Source organism: Micromonospora cabrerizensis, assembly GCF_022230955.1.
GTDB classification, from domain to species: Bacteria; Actinomycetota; Actinomycetes; order Mycobacteriales; family Micromonosporaceae; genus Micromonospora; species Micromonospora cabrerizensis.
The window spans coordinates 1-16,610 of the sequence record NZ_JAKKFI010000131.1 but is presented as its reverse complement, the minus strand read 5'-3'; the positions used below and the strand labels follow the sequence as shown (position 1 = coordinate 16,610).

Annotated in this window: 16 protein-coding genes; 8 read left to right on the top strand and 8 right to left on the bottom strand. The window is 71.6% G+C overall.

Annotation, left to right across the window (positions count from 1 at the left end):
* Nucleotides 1–145 precede the first annotated feature (145 nt).
* Nucleotides 146–1,276 (top strand): magnesium/cobalt transporter CorA, encoded by a 1,131-nt coding sequence (gene corA / locus LADH09A_RS31355; protein ID WP_238649279.1) that lies wholly within the window; start codon nucleotides 146–148, stop codon nucleotides 1,274–1,276.
* Between the two features lie 16 nt (nucleotides 1,277–1,292).
* Here the strand turns inward: corA and LADH09A_RS31350 are convergent, their stop codons facing one another.
* Nucleotides 1,293–1,484: a hypothetical protein gene (locus LADH09A_RS31350; RefSeq protein WP_238649278.1), complete on the bottom strand. Its 192-nt coding sequence runs from the start codon at nucleotides 1,482–1,484 to the stop codon at nucleotides 1,293–1,295.
* A 223-nt stretch (nucleotides 1,485–1,707) separates the two neighbouring features.
* Nucleotides 1,708–2,223, bottom strand: coding sequence for a 2'-5' RNA ligase family protein (locus LADH09A_RS31345; protein WP_238649277.1), 516 nt, complete (start codon nucleotides 2,221–2,223; stop codon nucleotides 1,708–1,710).
* A gap of 78 nt (nucleotides 2,224–2,301) precedes the next feature.
* Here LADH09A_RS31345 and LADH09A_RS31340 point away from each other — a divergent pair, with 78 nt between their 5' ends.
* From LADH09A_RS31340 to LADH09A_RS31330, 3 genes are all read left to right on the top strand, one after another.
* Nucleotides 2,302–2,811, top strand: a complete 510-nt coding sequence (locus tag LADH09A_RS31340; RefSeq protein WP_238649276.1) for a mycothiol transferase — start codon at nucleotides 2,302–2,304, stop codon at nucleotides 2,809–2,811.
* A gap of 109 nt (nucleotides 2,812–2,920) precedes the next feature.
* Nucleotides 2,921–3,334, top strand: a complete 414-nt coding sequence (locus LADH09A_RS31335) for an SCP2 sterol-binding domain-containing protein (RefSeq protein ID WP_238649275.1) — start codon at nucleotides 2,921–2,923, stop codon at nucleotides 3,332–3,334.
* Entirely contained in the window at nucleotides 3,331–5,391 is a 2,061-nt protein-coding gene (locus LADH09A_RS31330; protein WP_238649274.1) for an amylo-alpha-1,6-glucosidase, read from the top strand. Before LADH09A_RS31335 ends, LADH09A_RS31330 begins: the two co-directional genes overlap by 4 nt.
* A 31-nt stretch (nucleotides 5,392–5,422) precedes the next feature.
* On the opposite strand, the gene LADH09A_RS31325 is transcribed toward LADH09A_RS31330, so the two are convergent.
* Nucleotides 5,423–5,926: a DinB family protein gene (locus tag LADH09A_RS31325; protein WP_238649273.1), complete on the bottom strand. Its 504-nt coding sequence runs from the start codon at nucleotides 5,924–5,926 to the stop codon at nucleotides 5,423–5,425.
* 154 nt (nucleotides 5,927–6,080) lie between these two features.
* Between LADH09A_RS31325 and LADH09A_RS31320 the strand changes: the two genes are divergently transcribed.
* Nucleotides 6,081–7,001 (top strand): DUF72 domain-containing protein, encoded by a 921-nt coding sequence (locus LADH09A_RS31320; protein WP_238649272.1) that lies wholly within the window; start codon nucleotides 6,081–6,083, stop codon nucleotides 6,999–7,001.
* A 30-nt stretch (nucleotides 7,002–7,031) separates the two neighbouring features.
* On the opposite strand, the gene LADH09A_RS31315 is transcribed toward LADH09A_RS31320, so the two are convergent.
* Complete coding sequence (locus tag LADH09A_RS31315; protein WP_238649271.1) at nucleotides 7,032–7,472, bottom strand: hypothetical protein; 441 nt, start codon at nucleotides 7,470–7,472, stop codon at nucleotides 7,032–7,034.
* A 90-nt stretch (nucleotides 7,473–7,562) separates the two neighbouring features.
* Nucleotides 7,563–8,192 carry a hypothetical protein gene (locus LADH09A_RS31310; protein WP_238649270.1) on the bottom strand — a complete coding sequence of 210 codons (630 nt, stop codon included), beginning with the start codon at nucleotides 8,190–8,192 and terminating at the stop codon, nucleotides 7,563–7,565.
* Nucleotides 8,193–8,389: 197 nt separating this feature from the next.
* Between LADH09A_RS31310 and LADH09A_RS31305 the strand changes: the two genes are divergently transcribed.
* Nucleotides 8,390–8,560, top strand: coding sequence for a hypothetical protein (locus LADH09A_RS31305; RefSeq protein WP_238649269.1), 171 nt, complete (start codon nucleotides 8,390–8,392; stop codon nucleotides 8,558–8,560).
* Nucleotides 8,561–8,602: 42 nt separating this feature from the next.
* On the opposite strand, the gene LADH09A_RS31300 is transcribed toward LADH09A_RS31305, so the two are convergent.
* The 3 genes from LADH09A_RS31300 to LADH09A_RS31290 form a co-directional block, all read right to left on the bottom strand.
* Entirely contained in the window at nucleotides 8,603–9,466 is an 864-nt protein-coding gene (locus tag LADH09A_RS31300) for an alpha/beta hydrolase family protein (RefSeq protein WP_238649268.1), read from the bottom strand.
* A 100-nt stretch (nucleotides 9,467–9,566) separates the two neighbouring features.
* Nucleotides 9,567–10,823: an SGNH/GDSL hydrolase family protein gene (locus tag LADH09A_RS31295; protein WP_238649267.1), complete on the bottom strand. Its 1,257-nt coding sequence runs from the start codon at nucleotides 10,821–10,823 to the stop codon at nucleotides 9,567–9,569.
* Between the two features lie 198 nt (nucleotides 10,824–11,021).
* Nucleotides 11,022–11,720: a hypothetical protein gene (locus tag LADH09A_RS31290; RefSeq protein ID WP_238649266.1), complete on the bottom strand. Its 699-nt coding sequence runs from the start codon at nucleotides 11,718–11,720 to the stop codon at nucleotides 11,022–11,024.
* A 251-nt stretch (nucleotides 11,721–11,971) separates the two neighbouring features.
* Between LADH09A_RS31290 and LADH09A_RS31285 the strand changes: the two genes are divergently transcribed.
* Both LADH09A_RS31285 and LADH09A_RS31280 read left to right on the top strand, forming a co-directional pair.
* Nucleotides 11,972–14,029 carry a DNA gyrase/topoisomerase IV subunit B gene (locus tag LADH09A_RS31285; protein WP_238649265.1) on the top strand — a complete coding sequence of 686 codons (2,058 nt, stop codon included), beginning with the start codon at nucleotides 11,972–11,974 and terminating at the stop codon, nucleotides 14,027–14,029.
* Between the two features lie 38 nt (nucleotides 14,030–14,067).
* Nucleotides 14,068–16,551: a DNA gyrase/topoisomerase IV subunit A gene (locus LADH09A_RS31280; protein WP_238649264.1), complete on the top strand. Its 2,484-nt coding sequence runs from the start codon at nucleotides 14,068–14,070 to the stop codon at nucleotides 16,549–16,551.
* The last annotated feature ends 59 nt before the right edge of the window (nucleotides 16,552–16,610 follow it).

Genomic DNA, 16,610 nt, shown 5'->3' with positions numbered 1-16,610 from the left:
TCCGCCCGCAGTACCGCGCCCGTCCGCCGGTGCGCGGAACCCGGCCGGCTCACGGCGGGTTTCGGGCCCGGGACAGGGGGAACCCAGCGCGCCCGGGTTGGCGGGCGTGCGCCGTTCCCGGCGTCGCCGGGGGAGGGGACAGGGCATGGTCGGTGGCCGTCGCTTCCGCCCGGGTGGTGGCTTCGGTCGCCAACTCGACGAGTACGAGAGCAGGGTCGGCGTGCCGCCGTCCACGGAGGCGCCCGCCCCGCCGGCCATCGGTCTGGTGGACAGCGCGGTCTACATCCGAGGACACCGGTTCGCCTCGCCGTCCGGCCTCGCCGAGACGTACCGCTGCCTGCAGGAGCAGGACGGCGCGATGGCCTGGATCGGGTTGTACCGGCCCGACATCGAGCAGATCACCTCGCTGGCCCGGGAGTTCCGGCTGCACGACCTGGCGGTCGAGGACGCGATCAACGCCCACCAGCGACCCAAGCTGGAACGGTACGGGGAGACCCTGTTCGTGGTGCTGCGGGCCGCCCGCTACGACGACCTGCGCGAGGAGGTCGAGTTCTCCGAGCTGCACCTGTTCATCGGGCCGGGTTTCGTGGTCACCGTCCGGCACGGTGAGGCACCGGACCTGGTCGCGGTGCGGCGGCGGCTGGAGACCGAGGCGCACATGCTGGCCCGGGGCCCGCAGGCGGTGCTCTACGCGATCCTCGACCAGGTCGTCGACGGGTACGCCCCGGTGGTGGCCGGGCTGGAGAACGACATCGACGAGATCGAGACCGAGGTGTTCGGGGGCGACCCGAACGCGAGCCGGCGCATCTACGGCCTCAGCCGCGAGGTCATCCAGTTCCAGCGGGCGGCCCGCCCCCTGCTCACGGTGCTCGACGCGCTGGCCGACGGCGCCGGCAGCGCCAGCAAGGACGAGGAACTGCGCCGCTACCTACGCGACGTGACCGACCACCTGACGCAGGTCGTGGAGCGGGTGGACGGGTTCCGGCACCTGTTGCAGAACATCCTCACCGTCAACGCCACGCTCGTCTCGCAGCAGCAGAACGAGGAGATGCGCAGCCTCACCGCGGCCAGCTACGCGCAGAACGAGGAGCTGAAGAAGGTCTCGTCCTGGGCGGCGATCCTGTTCGCTCCCACGCTCATCGGCACCGTGTACGGGATGAACTTCGTCCACATGCCGGAGTTGAACTGGCGGTTCGGCTACCTGTTCGCGCTGTTGCTGATGCTGCTGGTCTGCGGCACCCTCTATCTGATCTTCAAGCGGCGCGGCTGGCTGTGAGCCCGCGCCGCCGGGATCACTCGATGCCGCGCAGGATGTGCCGCTCGTCCTCGATGTCGTCGTCGCCGGCACTGATCCGGCCGAGCAGCACGGCGGCGGCCCAGATCGTCAGTGGCGTGGCCGCCCCGGTCATTCCGCCCCCGGTCCGGTCGTCCCGGGTCTGGCTCCGCTCCGCGCGCGGTGGCCTGCGCTGAGCCTGCATAGGCACTGCCCCTCCTCGTCGAAGCCGCCTCGGCGGCGCGGGTGCGCCCGCGCCACCGGCCGGGCCACCCGCGCTCGGGCAGGTCACCACCGGTACGGCATCCATGTCGAACCATCCCACGTCGGGCCGTGATACCACCGCTTGTTTTCGGTTTCCCGACTGTCGCCCGCCAAACCGGACATTTTGCCGGTATCTTCCGCGCCGTCGTCGGCAGATCGCTGATGGGTCGTCAGGGCAGGGGGTGGGCGATGCCGCGCGCGTGGTCGGTGAGCGCCGCGCCGACCACGGTCGCGGCCAGCGGCAACACCTCCAGGCAGCGCCGCACCGCGGCGGCCATCAACGCGTTCGGCACCCGCATGGACAGCGTGCAGTGCGGCACCCAGCGACCCGGCTGGTAGTGCTCGGCCAGCGGGATGCCGGCGGCGGTGAGCCGGTCGGACACCACGCGTTGGTGGGCCAGCAGCTCCGCGGTGGGCGCCGGGCCGAGCCAGAGCACCCGACCGACGAACTGGCCGGCGTGTTGGAAATCGAGCCGCAGCGGGGCCGCGACCACCGTCCCGCGCAACGCCTCGGCGACCTGCTCGGGGTCGAAGCGGGGCGCCACCGCGAGGGAGACGTGCGGGCGGTGGCGCCGCTCCAGCAGCGACCGCATGCTCTGCACGCCCTCGGCCTCCAGCGCGTCCCACAGCACCCGGATTCGGCGGGTGGCGTCCGGGTCCAGATACAACTCCAGCGCCGCCACCATTCGATCACCGTAGCGGCCAGGTTTGAGCGCCCGCCTCCGGCGGTACCTGGTCGGAAAACCGACCAGGAGGCGTGCCCGGTGGACGTGAGTGACCTGCTGACCGAGACGTACGACCGGCTGCCCGACCTCGTCCGCGCGGCGGTCGACGGGCTCAGCCCGGAGCAACTACGTCACGAGCCCGGCCCGGGCACCAACTCGATCGGCTGGCTGGTCTGGCACCTCACCCGGGTGCAGGACCATCACGTCGCCGACCTTCTCGACGCCGAGCAGATCTGGGTGAGCGGCGACTGGGCGGGCCGGTTCGGCCTCACCGCCGACCCCGACGACACCGGCTACGGGCACTCGCCCGCGCAGGTCGCGGCGGTGCGACCGGAGAGCGCACAGGCGCTGATCGACTACTACGAGGCGGTCGCGTCGCGTACCGGATCGTTCCTGGCCGGCCTGCGCCCCGCGGACCTGGACCGGGTGGTGGACGAGGCGTGGGACCCGCCGGTCACCCTCGGCGTCCGACTGGTCAGCATCGCCGACGACGACCTGCAACACGTGGGCCAGGCCGCCTACGTGCGCGGTCTGATCGGCACCGACTGACCGTCCGCGCCGAGCCGGCGCACACCCCAACGGCCCTCACCCGATCCGGGTGAACCGGCCTCACCCCGGCGCGGGTGATCCTGCGGAGAACCGTGGGGAGGGGCACCTGATGCGTACGACGGCGGAGCAGTACCTGCGACAGGTGGATGCTGGCCGGCGCCCCGACCTGCCGGAGACCACAGCGGGCACACTGCGGCTGGACGTACGCGGCGACGGCTGCACCGACCACTGGTATCTGACCATCTCCGACCAGCGCATCCATGTGACCCGTGCCGCCGACGACGCCGACCTGGTGGTCCGCGCGGACCGGTCGGTCGTCGACCAGATGGTCAACGGTGAGCTGCATCCGGGCGCGGCTCTGCTGCGCAACGAGCTGACCGTGCAGGGCAACATCCAACTGTTGATGCTGCTGCGGCGGGTGTTCCCGGGGCCGGCTGGCGCGCGCCACCCGCGGGAGCTGGGCCGGGCCGCGTTGGCGCGCAGGGGCCGGGGCGCGGCGGCCACCGGGGAGGCGCGACCGTGAGGCAGGAAAAGCTCCACGTGATCGCCGGCAGCGTGTTCGCCATCAGTGACGCCCAGGGCGACATGGAGGTCGACCCGCAGGAGCCGGTCGGTCTCTTCGCGTTCGACACCCGCTTCCTGTCCCACTGGGTGCTCAGCATCGACGGGGAGCGGATCAACGCACTCTCCCGCGACGACATGACGTACGCCGAGACCCGGTTCTTCCTGGTGCCCGGCGCGGCGAGTCACTACGTCGACGCCGACGTGTCGATCATTCGGCACCGGTCGATCCACGACTGCTTCCACGAGAAGATCACCGTGCTGAACCACTCGGCACAGCCCGCCGATTTCACCGTCCGGGTGGAGATGGGCAGCGACTTCACCGACATCGCCGAGCTCGGGCTCCGACAGCGGGCCGTCGAGGTCACCGCGGACTCGGCGAACAACCAGCTCGTGCTGCGCTACCAGCGGGACCGGTTCGTCCGCCAGACCACCGTGCGGAGCACCGAACCCGCCGAGGTGGACGAGGGGGGCATGACGTACCGGATCCGGGTCCCCGCCGAGGGGCAGTGGCAGACGGACCTGCACGTCACCATGACCATGGGCGGCGAGGACGGCCAGGACGTACGCGACCACCTGGAGTCCCACCAGCGGGCCGTGCGGACGGGGATGCGCGAGGACCTGGCGGACTGGATGGACCGTGCGCCGCAGCTGGTGGCCGAGCGCCGCGGGCTGGAGGAGATGTACCGGGGCAGCCTGGCCGACCTGGCGGCACTGCGGTACCGGCCGTTGTCGTACGACGAGCGGGTGCCCGTCGCGGGTCTGCCGTGGAGGATGTGGTTGTGCGGGCGGCACAGCATCATCACCTGCCTGCAGACGATGGCGTTCACGCCCGAACTGGCCCCCGCGACGCTGCGGATGCTGGCGCTCATGCAGGGCGGTCACCTCGACGACGACATCGACGAGGAGCCGGGCAAGATCCTGGCCCACCTGCGCTACGGCGAGTCCGGCGCGTTCGGCGACCGGGCGAACGCGCTGTACTACGGCTCGGCCGACACCACCCCGCTCTTCGTCGTCCTGCTCGACGAGTACGAGCGCTGGTCCGGTGACGCGGACCTGGTCCGCGAGCTGCGCCACCCGGCCCGGATGGCGTTGGACTGGATCGACGAGTACGGCGACCTGACCGGCGACGGCTACGTGCGCTACCAGCGTCGCAACGAGCGCGACGGCGTGATCAACCAGGTCTGGAAGGACTCCCCGGAGGCGATCACCGACGCGAACGGTCGGCAACCCGCCCTTCCCCGCGCCACCTGCGAGGTGCAGGGCTACGCCTACGACGCGAAGATGCGCGGCGCCCGGCTGGCCCGGGAGTTCTGGGGCGACCCCGCGTACGCCGATCGCCTGGAGCGGGAGGCCGCGGCGCTGAAGGAGCGCTTCAACCGCGACTTCTGGTTGCCGCACCAGGAGTACTACGCGTTGGCCCTCGACCCGTACGGCGAGCCGGTCGACGCGCTGTCATCCAACATCGGGCATCTGCTGTGGAGCGGGATCGTCGCGGACGACCGTGCCGAGGCGGTCGCCGAGCACCTGGTCGGGTCGCGGTTGTTCGGTGGTTGGGGGGTGCGCACCTTCGCCACCGGGCAGCGACCGTACAACCCGATGGGCGCTCACCTGGGTGCCGTGTGGCCGTCGGACAACGCCCTGATCGCCGCCGGGCTGCGCCGCTACGGCTTCGACGCCCAGGCGGCCACCATCGCGGCCGCCATCTTGGACATGGCGCAGACCCTCGGTGGGGCGGTGCCGGAGATGATCGCCGGCCACGAGCGCCGACTGACGAAGTATCCGGTGCAGTTGCCGGCGGCCGGGCGCCCACAGGCGTGGTCGTCGGGGGCGCTGCTGATGCTGCTGAGCACCATGCTGGGCCTGCGACCCACCGGCGACAACCTGCTGGTGAACCCGGCGGTGCCAGCCGGCTTCGGTCGACTGGAGCTGCTGGACATCCCCGGTCGGTGGGGTCACTCCGACGCCTACGCGAGAGACCGGAACACCGCGCACAGGGCCCGCCCGCGGGTGCGCTGAGACCCGCGCCCGGCCACGCTGAGCGCCCGGGTCAGCCCATGGTCCTGGCGCCGTCGATCGACTCCCGCAGGATGTCGGCGTGCCCGGCGTGCTGGGACGTCTCGGCGATCACGTGCAGCAGCACCCGACGGACCGTCCACCTCGCACCCGCCTCGAACCAGGGCGCCTGCGGCAGCGGGTGCGCCGCGTCCAGGTCGAGGGTGGCGACCAGCTCGTCGGTCTGGTCAGCCACCTCCTGGAACCGCTCGACGAGCCCGGCCAGGGTCTCGCCCGGTGCCATCCGGAACTGACCGACCCAGTCGACGGGCTCGCGCTCCATCGCCTCCGCGCCGCCGACGGCGAAGAGCATCCAGCGGTGCTCGACGCCGGCGACGTGCTTGACGAGGCCACCGAGGCTCAGCGCGCTGACGGTGGGACAGGCGGCGGCCTGCTCGTCGGTGAGCCCGTCGACGGTGTGCAGGAGGAAAGCGCGATGCCTGCGCAGACTCTGCAACAGGTCGGCCCGCTCACCGGTGAGCTGCTCCGTGCTGGTCATGCCGCCACCTCTCGTCGGTGCCCGTTCGACACTCGAAATCTCATCCCGGTGTCACCGTAGGGCCAGGTACCGACACTTCCCGGGCGCGACACCAGTGCGACGCGAGACCCGCCAGCGGTTGCCGATCCGCGCCCACGGCCGTCCACTGAATGACATGGGTGTAATCAAGGTGGGCACGTCGTCCTGGGCGGACCAGTCACTGCTGCGCTCCGGGTGGTACCCGCGCTCGGCCAACACGCCGGCCCGCCGGCTCGGTTTCTACGCCAGCCGGTTCCCGCTGGTCGAGGTGGACACGTCCTACTACGCCGTCCCCGTGCCGGAGACCACGCAGGGCTGGGTCGACGCCACCCCGGACGACTTCACCTTCGACGTCAAGGCGTTCAGCCTCTTCACCGGCCACCCGACGCCGGTCGCCGCGCTGCCCCGGGACCTGCGCCCGGCGACCGGCCCGAGCCGGATCCGCCGCCGGGACCTGCCGCCCGAGGCGTACGACGAGCTGTGGACCCGGTTTCGCGCGGCCCTCGACCCGATCGCGGCGGCCGGCAAGCTGGGTGTGGTGCTGTTGCAGTTCCCACCGTGGCTCGCCCGCGGCGTCGCGGCCGAGCGTCGGATCGTCGAGCTGGCACAGCGCTGCCGGCCGTGGCGGGTCGCCGTGGAGGTGCGGCACGGGTCATGGTTCGACGGTCCGGCCGCGGAGGACACCGTTGAGCTGCTGCGCGCGCACGACCTGTCCCTGGTCTGCGTCGACATGCCGCAGGGGCACCCGTCGTCGGTGCCACCGATCCTGACCACGACGGCCGAGCCGGCCATCGTCCGGTTCCACGGCCACAGTGAGGCCTGGCGGGACGGCGACAAGCAGGAGAAGTTTCGGTACGCGTACGCCGACGACGAGCTTCGGCACTGGGCCGCTCTGTTGGCCGAGTTGGCCACCGGGGCCGACGACCTGCACGTGCTGTTCAACAACTGCTGCGCCGGGCAGTCCCAACGCGACGCCACCCGGCTGGCGCAACTGCTGGCCGAGACGATGATCGCCGATCAGGCTGTCCCGGCGCGGGCGACGTCGTCTGCCGGTTGACGGCCCCGGTCGGGAAGGCCGGCCCTCGGGTCAGGAGCGCCGGCCCCGGGCGCGGAACGCGTCCTGCGTCGACTCGCCGATGTCCGCGTCGTCGGGGAAGGTCCGGCCGCTGGGTGCCGGGTCGGGCGGGGCACCGGGGCCGGCCATCGTCGTGCGGGTCGGCTCCACCGAGCCGAAGCCGTGCCGTCCCGCCGGGTCGGAGGAGCCCGCCGGGGCGCCCGCGCGCCGCTCTCCGCGCCGCCCCTCGGGCACCGCGGTCTCCTCGCTGCCCTCGTCCATCGGTGAATCCTCGTCGGTGCCCCAGGGCGCGTCGGCGTCGAAGCCGTCGCTGGTGCCCCACGGCTTCGCCGCCTCCGGCTCCTGCCGGTCGTTGTCGCCGTTGCGTGCCTCGTACGCCGCCATGGCCACCCCGCTCGTCGGTCCGCCGCCACCGGCGGACGATGTGCCGTCCCCGCCCACCGGCGTGGCCACCTGCCCTGCGCGGCACGCCGATGGGGTGTGCGTAGGGCCAGCCAGCGCCCCGCCGTCAAGGTGGCGGCGGGACGCCGGCCGGCCCGACGTTCAGCGCCCGGCCATCGCCATCGGCCGCTTGCCGTTGCTCATCCCGGCCATCTTGATCATGGTCTTCGAGGCGCCCTTCATGCCGCCACCCCGGCCCAGCATCCCCCGGAACACCTGCCCCGGTTTCTGCTGCTCACCCATGTACGCGGTGACCACCACCAGGGTCCCGGTCAGTGCCGGGATGGCCCACTGGAGCAGCTTCATCTGCCGCTGCGAGGAGGCCACGCTGGCCGGAGTCTGGTGGTTCGGTTCGGTGGCGCCGCTCACCGACGGGCCACCCGCCTTCTCCAGCCGCATACCGATCAACCGGCTGTAGCCGGTCACGGCGAGCGCGCCGATCGTCAACGCGGTCTTGATGAGGCTCGTCCGGGCGACGCCGGACTGGGCCGCCACCCGTGGGCTCTCCGTCACCAGCTCGCCCACCGCGCCGGCCAGGTGTGCGCCGATCGCCGCCGCGTTGACGGGGGTCCACTTGGACCACCCCGCCGAGGCGACTGGGAGTCGCTGGGTCGAGTCGCTGATTTTCGCCGCTGCGCCGTTGACGCCGAAGGCACCCATGAGGGAGCCGCCAAACCAGGCCGCCAGGCCCAGATCGTGCATCGAGCGCAGTGCGGTGTGCCGTTCGGACATGTGATCCCCTTCCGCCGTGTCGGGCGCTGCGGCTTACCCGCCGGTCGGGCCGCTAACCCCGCCCCGTGCGGGCCGATCCACGCCGGAGCGGGCAGCCAGGGGACGTCGAGGACGCAGGTGGGCGGTATCGCCGCCAGCAGGAGTCGTTCGCGCGGTGGCGGGTAGATCCCGAGCGACGCCGACGAGAGGGGAACGCGATGTCACAGCCGGACGAGAGCCGAGAGAAGACCCCCAAGACCGACGCCGTGCTCATGCACCCGGACAACGACCCGCACAAGAACACCGCGGAGGTCGCGCCGCGCAAGGACCACGCGGCGATCCAGGTGGAACGCGACGGCACCCTGGTGCCGCTGGACCAGGAGGAGTGAGCCGGCCGGCCGGGCCGTCGCACGACGACCGGCCGGTACGGCTCAGCGTGGCGGCAGGTCGCCGGCGAACTCGGCGACCCGCCGCGCCAGCGGCGCGCCCGCGCGGACCCAGGTGAAGTGGTCCAGCGGGGCGCCGGCCTGGGCCACTGTGTAGCGCTCCCGGGACACCGGTGCCGCGGCGAGCTTTCCGCAGAGGCTGTCCACTGTCTCGTGCGGGGTGAACTGGTCGTCGTCCACACTGACGGCCAGCACCGGTGTCCGCACCGCGCGTACCGCCGCCTCGGTGTCCGTGCCGTTGAGCCGGGGGAACCGGCCGGTGCGCGCGGTGTACGCCCAGTCACGGATCACGCCGCGCGCCTGCCGGCCGCCGAACCCCCAGCCCGGCCACACCCCGAGCAGCGCCGCGGTGGCGGCGATTCCCTGGGTGTACGGCAGCACGCCGAGGCCGCGCCGACCCGGATAGTTTCGCCAGTACGGAATGCCGACCGCGATCAGCGCCAGCCCGTCCACCTCGTCGCCGCCGTGCAGGGCGAGGTGCAGCAGCGCGGCCTGCCCGCCGAGCGAGTGCCCGACCAGCAGACGGGTGCGCCCGTCCAGTCGTGGCTTGAGCGCGGCCAGCACGGCGCCGACGTCGTCGGCCAGCTCCGAATAGCCGTACCGGTCGGCCCGGCTCGGCGTGGGGGTGCTCGCGCCGGTGCCCCGCAGGTCGGCGACGACCACGGCCAGCCCGGCGGCACGCAGCTCGGCGGCGAAGGGCCGGTAGTAACGGGCGCGGACCCCCATCGCGGGCCAGATCACGGCCACCGGCGCATCCGTGACGCCGGTCGGCTCGGGATGGACCTGTACACCCAGCCGACCACCGTCGACCTCGACGAACTCCTGCGCGTACTCCGGCTCCCCGTTCATCGGCCCAGCCTACGGCCTGACGTTACTGGCGGGTAGCCGCAGGTGGTCGGACACGACGGAGGCCCCGCCGACCGGCGGGGCCTCCGAGACGACGCGGCGATCAGGAGACGGAGATCGTCCCGTTGCCGGCGCGGACGCAGGCCACCGACCGGGCGCTGGTGGAGGCCGCGCCGCTCAGGCACTGGCCGAGCACCTGGTGCCCGGTGGCGTTCGGGTGCCACGACTCCTGGCACGTCTGGAAGTAGGTGACACAGGTGTTGGCGATCCGCTGGATGGCGATCTTGTCCTTGCCGGCGAGGCTGGTCACGAAGGTGCCGGTCGCGCCGTCCTGGAGCCGGATCGGAGTGGCGAGAGCACCCGTCGGGCTGCTCGTCTGCTCACACAGCCGGGCGCCGTTGAAGGCCTGCTGCACGTTCAGGTACACCAGGTCGTCGCCGGGGAACTCGGCGGCCAGAGTGTCCCGGGTGGACTTCACGATGGTGCCCAGGCCCTGCGAGAAGCGGTGCCCCGGCGCCAGGCTGGCCCGGTGGATCGGGCAGCCGGCCGCGTACCGCTCGGCACCCAGGTCGCGGAACTTGTCGCGGGTGTCGTCCCGGCTGTCCTCCTCGTGGAACTGCGGGTTCAGGTCCAGCGGCAGCGGGTTCGTGTAGTCCTGGAACACCACCCGGTGCTGCCCGTCCGCGTCCACCTGGTCGAGGGTGGTCAGCAACTGGCGTACGGCGGCGGTGGTCTCCGCGGTCGCGGCGCTGAGCTGCGCGGCGGTGGCCAGGTCGGCGTCGCTGCACGGCTTCTGCTCCACCGGGCCGTTCAGGTACGCCCAGAACTCCCACCAGCCGGTCCACGCGTCGGCGATGAACCGGTTGGCGCACTTCTCCGCGACGCTGCCGAACGTGAACGAGCTGTTGTTGGAGCCCAGGCCGATCAGCACCAGGTCGATGTCCTGGGTCTGTGCGACGGCGCGGAGCTGGTCGAGCTGCGCGGCCACGGTACGACCGTTGGTCCGCGCCTGCGAGGCGTTGGCGATGTCGTGCGGCTGACCGCCGGAGCAGGCCAGGTTGAACCGGTTCTGGATGCCCGGCAGGTTGGCCTGGTTGAGCGAGGCGTTGGCCGACCGGTGGCAGAAGAACGCGTTGTTGTTCGCGGCTGTCCAACCGGGGAAGCCCTGGTTGACTCCGTTGACGTCGACCACCGGGGTGTACGCCCCGGCGCCCTCGCCGCTGATGAAGCTGTCCCCGAGTGCCACCGCGGCGGTGGGCAGTGCGGCGGACGCGGGTGCGGGCAGCGCGACGGCGGTCGACAGCGCGGCCATGGCGATCGTTAGTCCCGCGGCGAGCGCGGTACGGCGGAACCTGGGCATGGGGCCCCCATCCATCGAAAGATGAAAGATTCTCTGAGAGCGCGATCAGATCACCCCTGTGCAACGGGCGTCAATGGCCCGTAACAGATTCGTTCGATGAAAGACATGCGCGCGTAGGCATGAGGCCCTACGGCGAGGAGGGTGTCCCGCTCTCTGGGTTGTCGACCCCGCCGACCCCGCGCCCGACTGCGCGCGGAGTCAGCGACCGGTCGGGTGGTCGCGGCGGCTCAGCAGGGCCGCACCCAGGGCGTTCAGCCCGACACCCCAGAGCAGGAGTACGCACAGCCACTGCGCCCACCGCAGCACCGTCATGTCCCCCGAGAGCAGGTTGCGGACACCGCCGAGCGGGGTGAGCCACGGCTGCGCCGGACGGAGGGCGTCCACGGCGCCCAGCAGCCCGAACAGGCCCAGCGGCAGGACGATCGTGGCGAGGAACGCGACCACTGTCGACCGCAGCAGCAGACCCAGCCCGGTGCCGACCAGGCCGGCGACGACCTGCACCAGCACGCTGCCCACCGCGACCGTGCCGGCGTGCCGCCACGGCTCGTCGGCGACCTCGGCCGTGGTGAGCGCCAGCGTCGTCGCGCAGATCAGCACCCCGACCACACCGATGACCACGGCCGGCAGCCCCACCGCGAGCACGCTGGGCAGGACTCGGACATCGCCGGGAGCCCGTCGCAGGTCACGCACCAGCAGGATGCCGAAGAGTGGCGTCACGACCGACATCAGGCTCTGGACCGTCTCCGAGAGCGCGGCGAACGTCCGGTCGGCGGGAGCCGCCGCCGCCACCAGCGCCACCGCGTACAGGACACCCGCCAGCAGGGTGCCCGCGAGCAGCCAGCGCCGGGCACGGGTGCCGAGGGAGCGTCGCACGGCGTCACGAATCGTCTCGTCCATCCCGGTCGCCTCCCGACGAATGCTCTCGACCAGCCGCGATCATGAGAGCGTACCGACGATGGTGTCTCCGCGTGATCCCGTGATCACTCGCAGGGTGTTTCCTGGCTCACGTCCGGAGGCCCCCGCGCGGCGGGTCGCGCGGGCCCTCCGGGAGTTGTCCTAGCCTCGGGCTAGGCTCGCTGCGGCGCGCCACGCCGGCTGATGTCGCCGGTGACCGGCTGCACACCGCCGAGACCGGGGAGTACGACCAGTTGACCGCAGAGCCTGACACCCTGTACGGGGCCGATGACCTCACCCACCTTGAGGGGCTGGACGCTGTCCGCAAGCGGCCCGGCATGTACATCGGTTCCACCGACAGCCGTGGCGTGGGTCACCTCGTCAACGAGATCCTCGACAACTCCACCGACGAGGGTGTCGCCGGTCACGCCAGCACCGTCGAGGTGATCCTGCACGCCGACGGCTCGGTGCAGGTCGACGACGACGGCCGGGGCATCCCCACCGACGTGCACGCCAAATCCGGCATCTCCGGCGTCGAGCTGGTGCTGACCCGGCTGCACGCCGGCGGCAAGTTCGGCGGCTCCGGCTACAAGACCTCCGGCGGCCTGCACGGCGTCGGTGCCTCGGCGGTCAACGCGCTGTCCCACCGGTTCGACGTGACCGTCCGCCGGGCCGGAAAGATCCACGCGATGTCGTTCCGGCACGGCGTCCCGGGCATCTTCGACGGCGACGGGCCGCAAGCGCCCTTCACCGCCGGCCCCGGGCTCCAGGTCGTCGGCGCGGTCAAGCGCGGCCAGCGCACCGGCACGTCGATCCGTTGGTGGCACGACGCCCGCTACTTCGAGACCGGCGCGGCGCTCGACGTCGACGCCGTCCGCACCAAGCTGCGCAACACCGCCTTCCTGGTCCCCGGCGTGACCTACCTGCTGCGCGACCTGACCGGCGAGGCGCCCGCCGAGGAGCGGTTCCACTACCCCAACGGGCTCAGCGACATGGTCGAGTTCCTCGCTCCGGCCGGTGACCGGCCGGTCTCCGGCACCCTGCTGGTCAACGGCGAGGGCACCTACCGGGAGAACGCCGCCGACGCCAACGGCGTCATGCAGTCCAACGTGCAGCGGCGCGCCGAGGTCGAGGTGGCGTTCCGGTGGGGCACCGGCTACGAGCGCACCGTCGAGTGCTTCACCAACACCATCCGCAACGCACACGGCGGCACCCACCGTAAGGGCTTCGAGCGCGCCCTCGTCCGCAGCCTCGCCGACGCCATCCGCAACACCCGCGGCCTGCTCAAGGCCAAGGAGGAGCCGCCCACCCTCGACGACGTCCTGGAGGGGATGACGGCGGTGGTGCACGTACGGATCCCCGAGCCGCAGTTCACCTCGCAGACCAAGGACGAGCTCTCCACCACCGGCATCACCAAGGTCATCCAGACCCTGGTCGACGCGCACGTCAAGGCCTGGCTGGAAGACCGGCGCACCAAGGCCGAGGCGCGCACGGTCCTCCAGAAGATCGTCGACGCGGCCCGGGTGCGGCTCACCCAGAAGCAGCAGAAGGACGCCGCCCGGCGCAAGACCGCGCTGGAGGGCGCGTCCATGCCGCCGAAGCTGGTCGACTGCCGGGCCACCGGCATCGACCGCAGCGAGCTGTTCATCGTCGAGGGCGACAGTGCCCTCGGGACGAGCCGGATGGCCCGATCCTCGGAATACCAGGCGCTGCTGCCCATCCGCGGCAAGATCCTCAACGTGCAGAAGGCCAACCTCCAGCAGGTTCTGGACAATGCCGAGTGCGCGGCCATCGTGCAGGTCCTCGGCGCCGGCTCGGGGCGCACCTTCGACCTCTCCGCGCTGCGCTACGGCCGCGTGCTGATCATGGCCGACGCCGACGTGGACGGCGCCCACATCCGTACGCTGCTGATCACCCTGTTCGCCCGGTACATGCGGCCGTTGATCGAGGCCGGCCGGCTCTATGCCGCGATGCCACCCCTGCACAAGATCACCACCAAGGGGCGCAGCCCGCAGACGGTCTACACCTACACCCAGGCCGAGATGGAGACGACGGTCCGCAAGCTGGAAAAGGCCGGCAAGCAGATCGTCACGCCCATCCCGCGCTTCAAGGGTCTCGGTGAGATGGACGCCGACGAGTTGTGGGACACCACGATGAACCCGGCGACCCGTGCCGTCCGACGCATCACCCTCGACGACGTCGACGCCGCCGAACACATCCTCGAACTGCTGATGGGCGAGAAGGTCGAGCCGCGCCGCAACTGGCTCATCGACTCCGCCGACCGTGTCGACCGGGATGCGATCGACGCATGAGCGCCCGTTCCGTTCCAGTTCCAGTGGAGAGCTGAGTCATGGCACGCCGTAAGGAAAACAAGGTCGACCTCTCCTCGTTCGACCAGGCCGGCGCGCGGGTCTTCGACAACCCGCTGGTCACCGAGGTCTCCGACTCCTACCTGGAGTACGCGTTCTCGGTCATCCACTCCCGTGCCCTGCCCGACGCGCGCGACGGCCTCAAGCCCGTGCACCGGCGCATCCTCTGGTCGATGTACGAGCAGGGCTACCGCCCGGATCGCGGACACGTGAAGTCTGCCCGAATTGTGGGCGACTGCATGGGTAAGTACCATCCGCACGGCGACACGGCGATCTACGACGCCATGGTCCGCCTCGCGCAGGACTTCTCGCTCAACGTGCCTCTCATCGACGGCCATGGCAACTTCGGCTCTCCCGACGACGGCCCGGCCGCCTCGCGCTACACCGAAGCCCGGATGTCCCGCGAGGCCATGCTGCTCGTCGGTGAGCTGGGCGAGGACACCGTCGACGTCGAACCCAACTACGACGGGTCGCTGACCCAGCCAACAGTGCTGCCGGCGGCCTTCCCCAACCTGCTGGTCAACGGCGCGTCCGGGATCGCGGTCGGAATGGCCACCAACATGATCCCGCACAACCTGGCGGAGGTCGTCTCGGCGGCCCGCTGGCTGATCAACCACCCGGACGCCACTCTGGACAAACTCATGGAGTTCGTCCCCGGCCCCGACCTGCCCACCGGTGGGGTGCTGCTCGGTCTGGACGAGGTGCGCCGGGCGTACGAGACCGGGCGCGGCGTGGTGCGGATGCGCGGCAAGGTGGAGATCGGCCCGATCGAGGGCAGCCGCGGTCGCCAGGCGATCACCGTGGTCGAGCTGCCCTACGGCGTCGGCGCGGAGAAGGTCATCGCGGCCATCACCAACGAGGTCACCAAGACCAAGCGGCTGACCGGCATCGCCGACGTCAAGGACCTTACCGACCGGGAGAGCGGCACCCGCCTCGTCATCGAGTGCAAGGTGGGCGTCAACCCGCAGGCGCTGCTCGCCGACCTCTACCGGCTGACCCCGCTGGAGCAGTCGTTCGGCGTCAACAACCTGGTCCTGGACGGCGGTCAGCCGCGCACGCTGGGGTTGAAGGCGCTGCTGGAGGTGTTCCTCGCCCACCGGTACGAGGTGGTCACCCGGCGCACCTCGTACCGCCGCCGCAAGCGCCAGGAGCGCCTGCACCTGGTCGACGGTCTGCTGATCGCCCTGCTGGACATCGACGAGGTGGTCCGGCTGATCCGGGGCAGCGACGACGCGCAGGCCGCGAAGGACGGGCTGATGAGCCGGTTCGGCCTGTCCGACATCCAGGCCACCTACATTCTGGACACTCCGCTGCGCCGGTTGACCAAGTTCGACCGGATCGAGCTGGAGGCCGAGCAGGAGCGACTGCGCGCCGAGATCGCCGAGCTGAGCACGATCCTCGACGACGAGCGGGTGCTCAAGAAGCTGGTCTCCGACGAGCTGGCCGCCGTGGTCAAGCAGTTCGGCACCGAACGGCGTACGACGCTGGTCGACGGCGACCTCAAGGAGGTGCTGGCCGCGTCCGCACCGGCCGGCCCGCTGGAGGTCGCCGACGACCCGTGCCAGGTGATCCTCTCCGCTACCGGGCTGGTCGCCCGGACCGCGGCCGAGTCGGAGGAGAGCGCCGAGGGGCGTCGACGCAACGGCCGGGTCAAGCACGACACGGTACGCGCCATCGCGCACTCCACGGCCCGTGGTCGAGTGCTGTTGCTGACCAGTGCGGGCCGGGCCTTCAAGGTCGACGTCCTGCCGCTGCCGGTGTTGCCGGAGCAGGCCGGCACGGTGTCGCTGCGGGGCGGCATGTCCGCGGCCGAGCTGGTGCCACTGGAGGCGGGGGAGACCGTCGTCGGCCTGGCCCCGTTGGGTGGGCAGGCAGAGGGCTCACCGGGGCTGGCGCTGGGCACCCGGCAGGGCGTGGTGAAGATCTGCGCGCCGGAGTGGCCGGTGCGCTCCGACGAGTTCGAGGTGATCGGTCTGCGCGACGGTGACGAGGTGGTCGGGGCGACCTGGCTGACCGACGGCAACGAGACGCTGACCTTCGTCACCTCGGAGGCGTCGCTGCTGCGCTTCCCGGTGGGGCTGGTTCGTCCGCAGGGCCTCAAGGGCGGCGGGATGGCCGGCATCAACCTGCCGGCCGGTGCGCGGGTGGCGTTCTTCGGCGCGGTCCGCACCGACGACCCGGGGCACGGCGAGCCGATGGTGGTCACCTCCACCGGGGCGACGGTCAAGGTGACGCCGTTCAAGGCGTACCCCGCGAAGGGTCGGGCGACCGGCGGCGTGCGCGCGCACCGCTTCCTCAAGGGTGAGACGGACGTGGCTGTTGCCTGGGTGGGCCCGCGCCCGGTCGGCGCGACCGGCACCGGCGACCCGGTGGAGCTGCCGGCGGCGGACCCCCGCCGCGACGGCTCCGGCTTCGCCGTGATGCTCGGCCCAACGGTGGTCGGCCACCTCATCGAACGCGACTAATCCACCCGCGTTGTCGCGCCCGCCGTGTGCGCCGGGCTGCCCGCCGTGCCCGGCGCGTG

Bases quoted from the DNA above. Each gene is read 5' to 3' on its own strand.
- LADH09A_RS31310 (WP_238649270.1), bottom strand. From the start codon at position 8,192: ATGTCCGAACGGCACACCGCACTGCGCTCGATGCACGATCTGGGCCTG.
- LADH09A_RS31295 (WP_238649267.1), bottom strand. From the start codon at position 10,823: ATGCCCAGGTTCCGCCGTACCGCGCTCGCCGCGGGACTAACGATCGCC.
- LADH09A_RS31300 (WP_238649268.1), bottom strand. From the start codon at position 9,466: ATGAACGGGGAGCCGGAGTACGCGCAGGAGTTCGTCGAGGTCGACGGT.
- LADH09A_RS31280 (WP_238649264.1), top strand. From the start codon at position 14,068: ATGGCACGCCGTAAGGAAAACAAGGTCGACCTCTCCTCGTTCGACCAG.
- LADH09A_RS31345 (WP_238649277.1), bottom strand. From the start codon at position 2,223: ATGGTGGCGGCGCTGGAGTTGTATCTGGACCCGGACGCCACCCGCCGA.
- LADH09A_RS31290 (WP_238649266.1), bottom strand. From the start codon at position 11,720: ATGGACGAGACGATTCGTGACGCCGTGCGACGCTCCCTCGGCACCCGT.
- LADH09A_RS31335 (WP_238649275.1), top strand. From the start codon at position 2,921: ATGCGTACGACGGCGGAGCAGTACCTGCGACAGGTGGATGCTGGCCGG.
- LADH09A_RS31305 (WP_238649269.1), top strand. From the start codon at position 8,390: ATGTCACAGCCGGACGAGAGCCGAGAGAAGACCCCCAAGACCGACGCC.
- corA (WP_238649279.1), top strand. From the start codon at position 146: ATGGTCGGTGGCCGTCGCTTCCGCCCGGGTGGTGGCTTCGGTCGCCAA.
- LADH09A_RS31325 (WP_238649273.1), bottom strand. From the start codon at position 5,926: ATGACCAGCACGGAGCAGCTCACCGGTGAGCGGGCCGACCTGTTGCAG.
- LADH09A_RS31320 (WP_238649272.1), top strand. From the start codon at position 6,081: ATGGGTGTAATCAAGGTGGGCACGTCGTCCTGGGCGGACCAGTCACTG.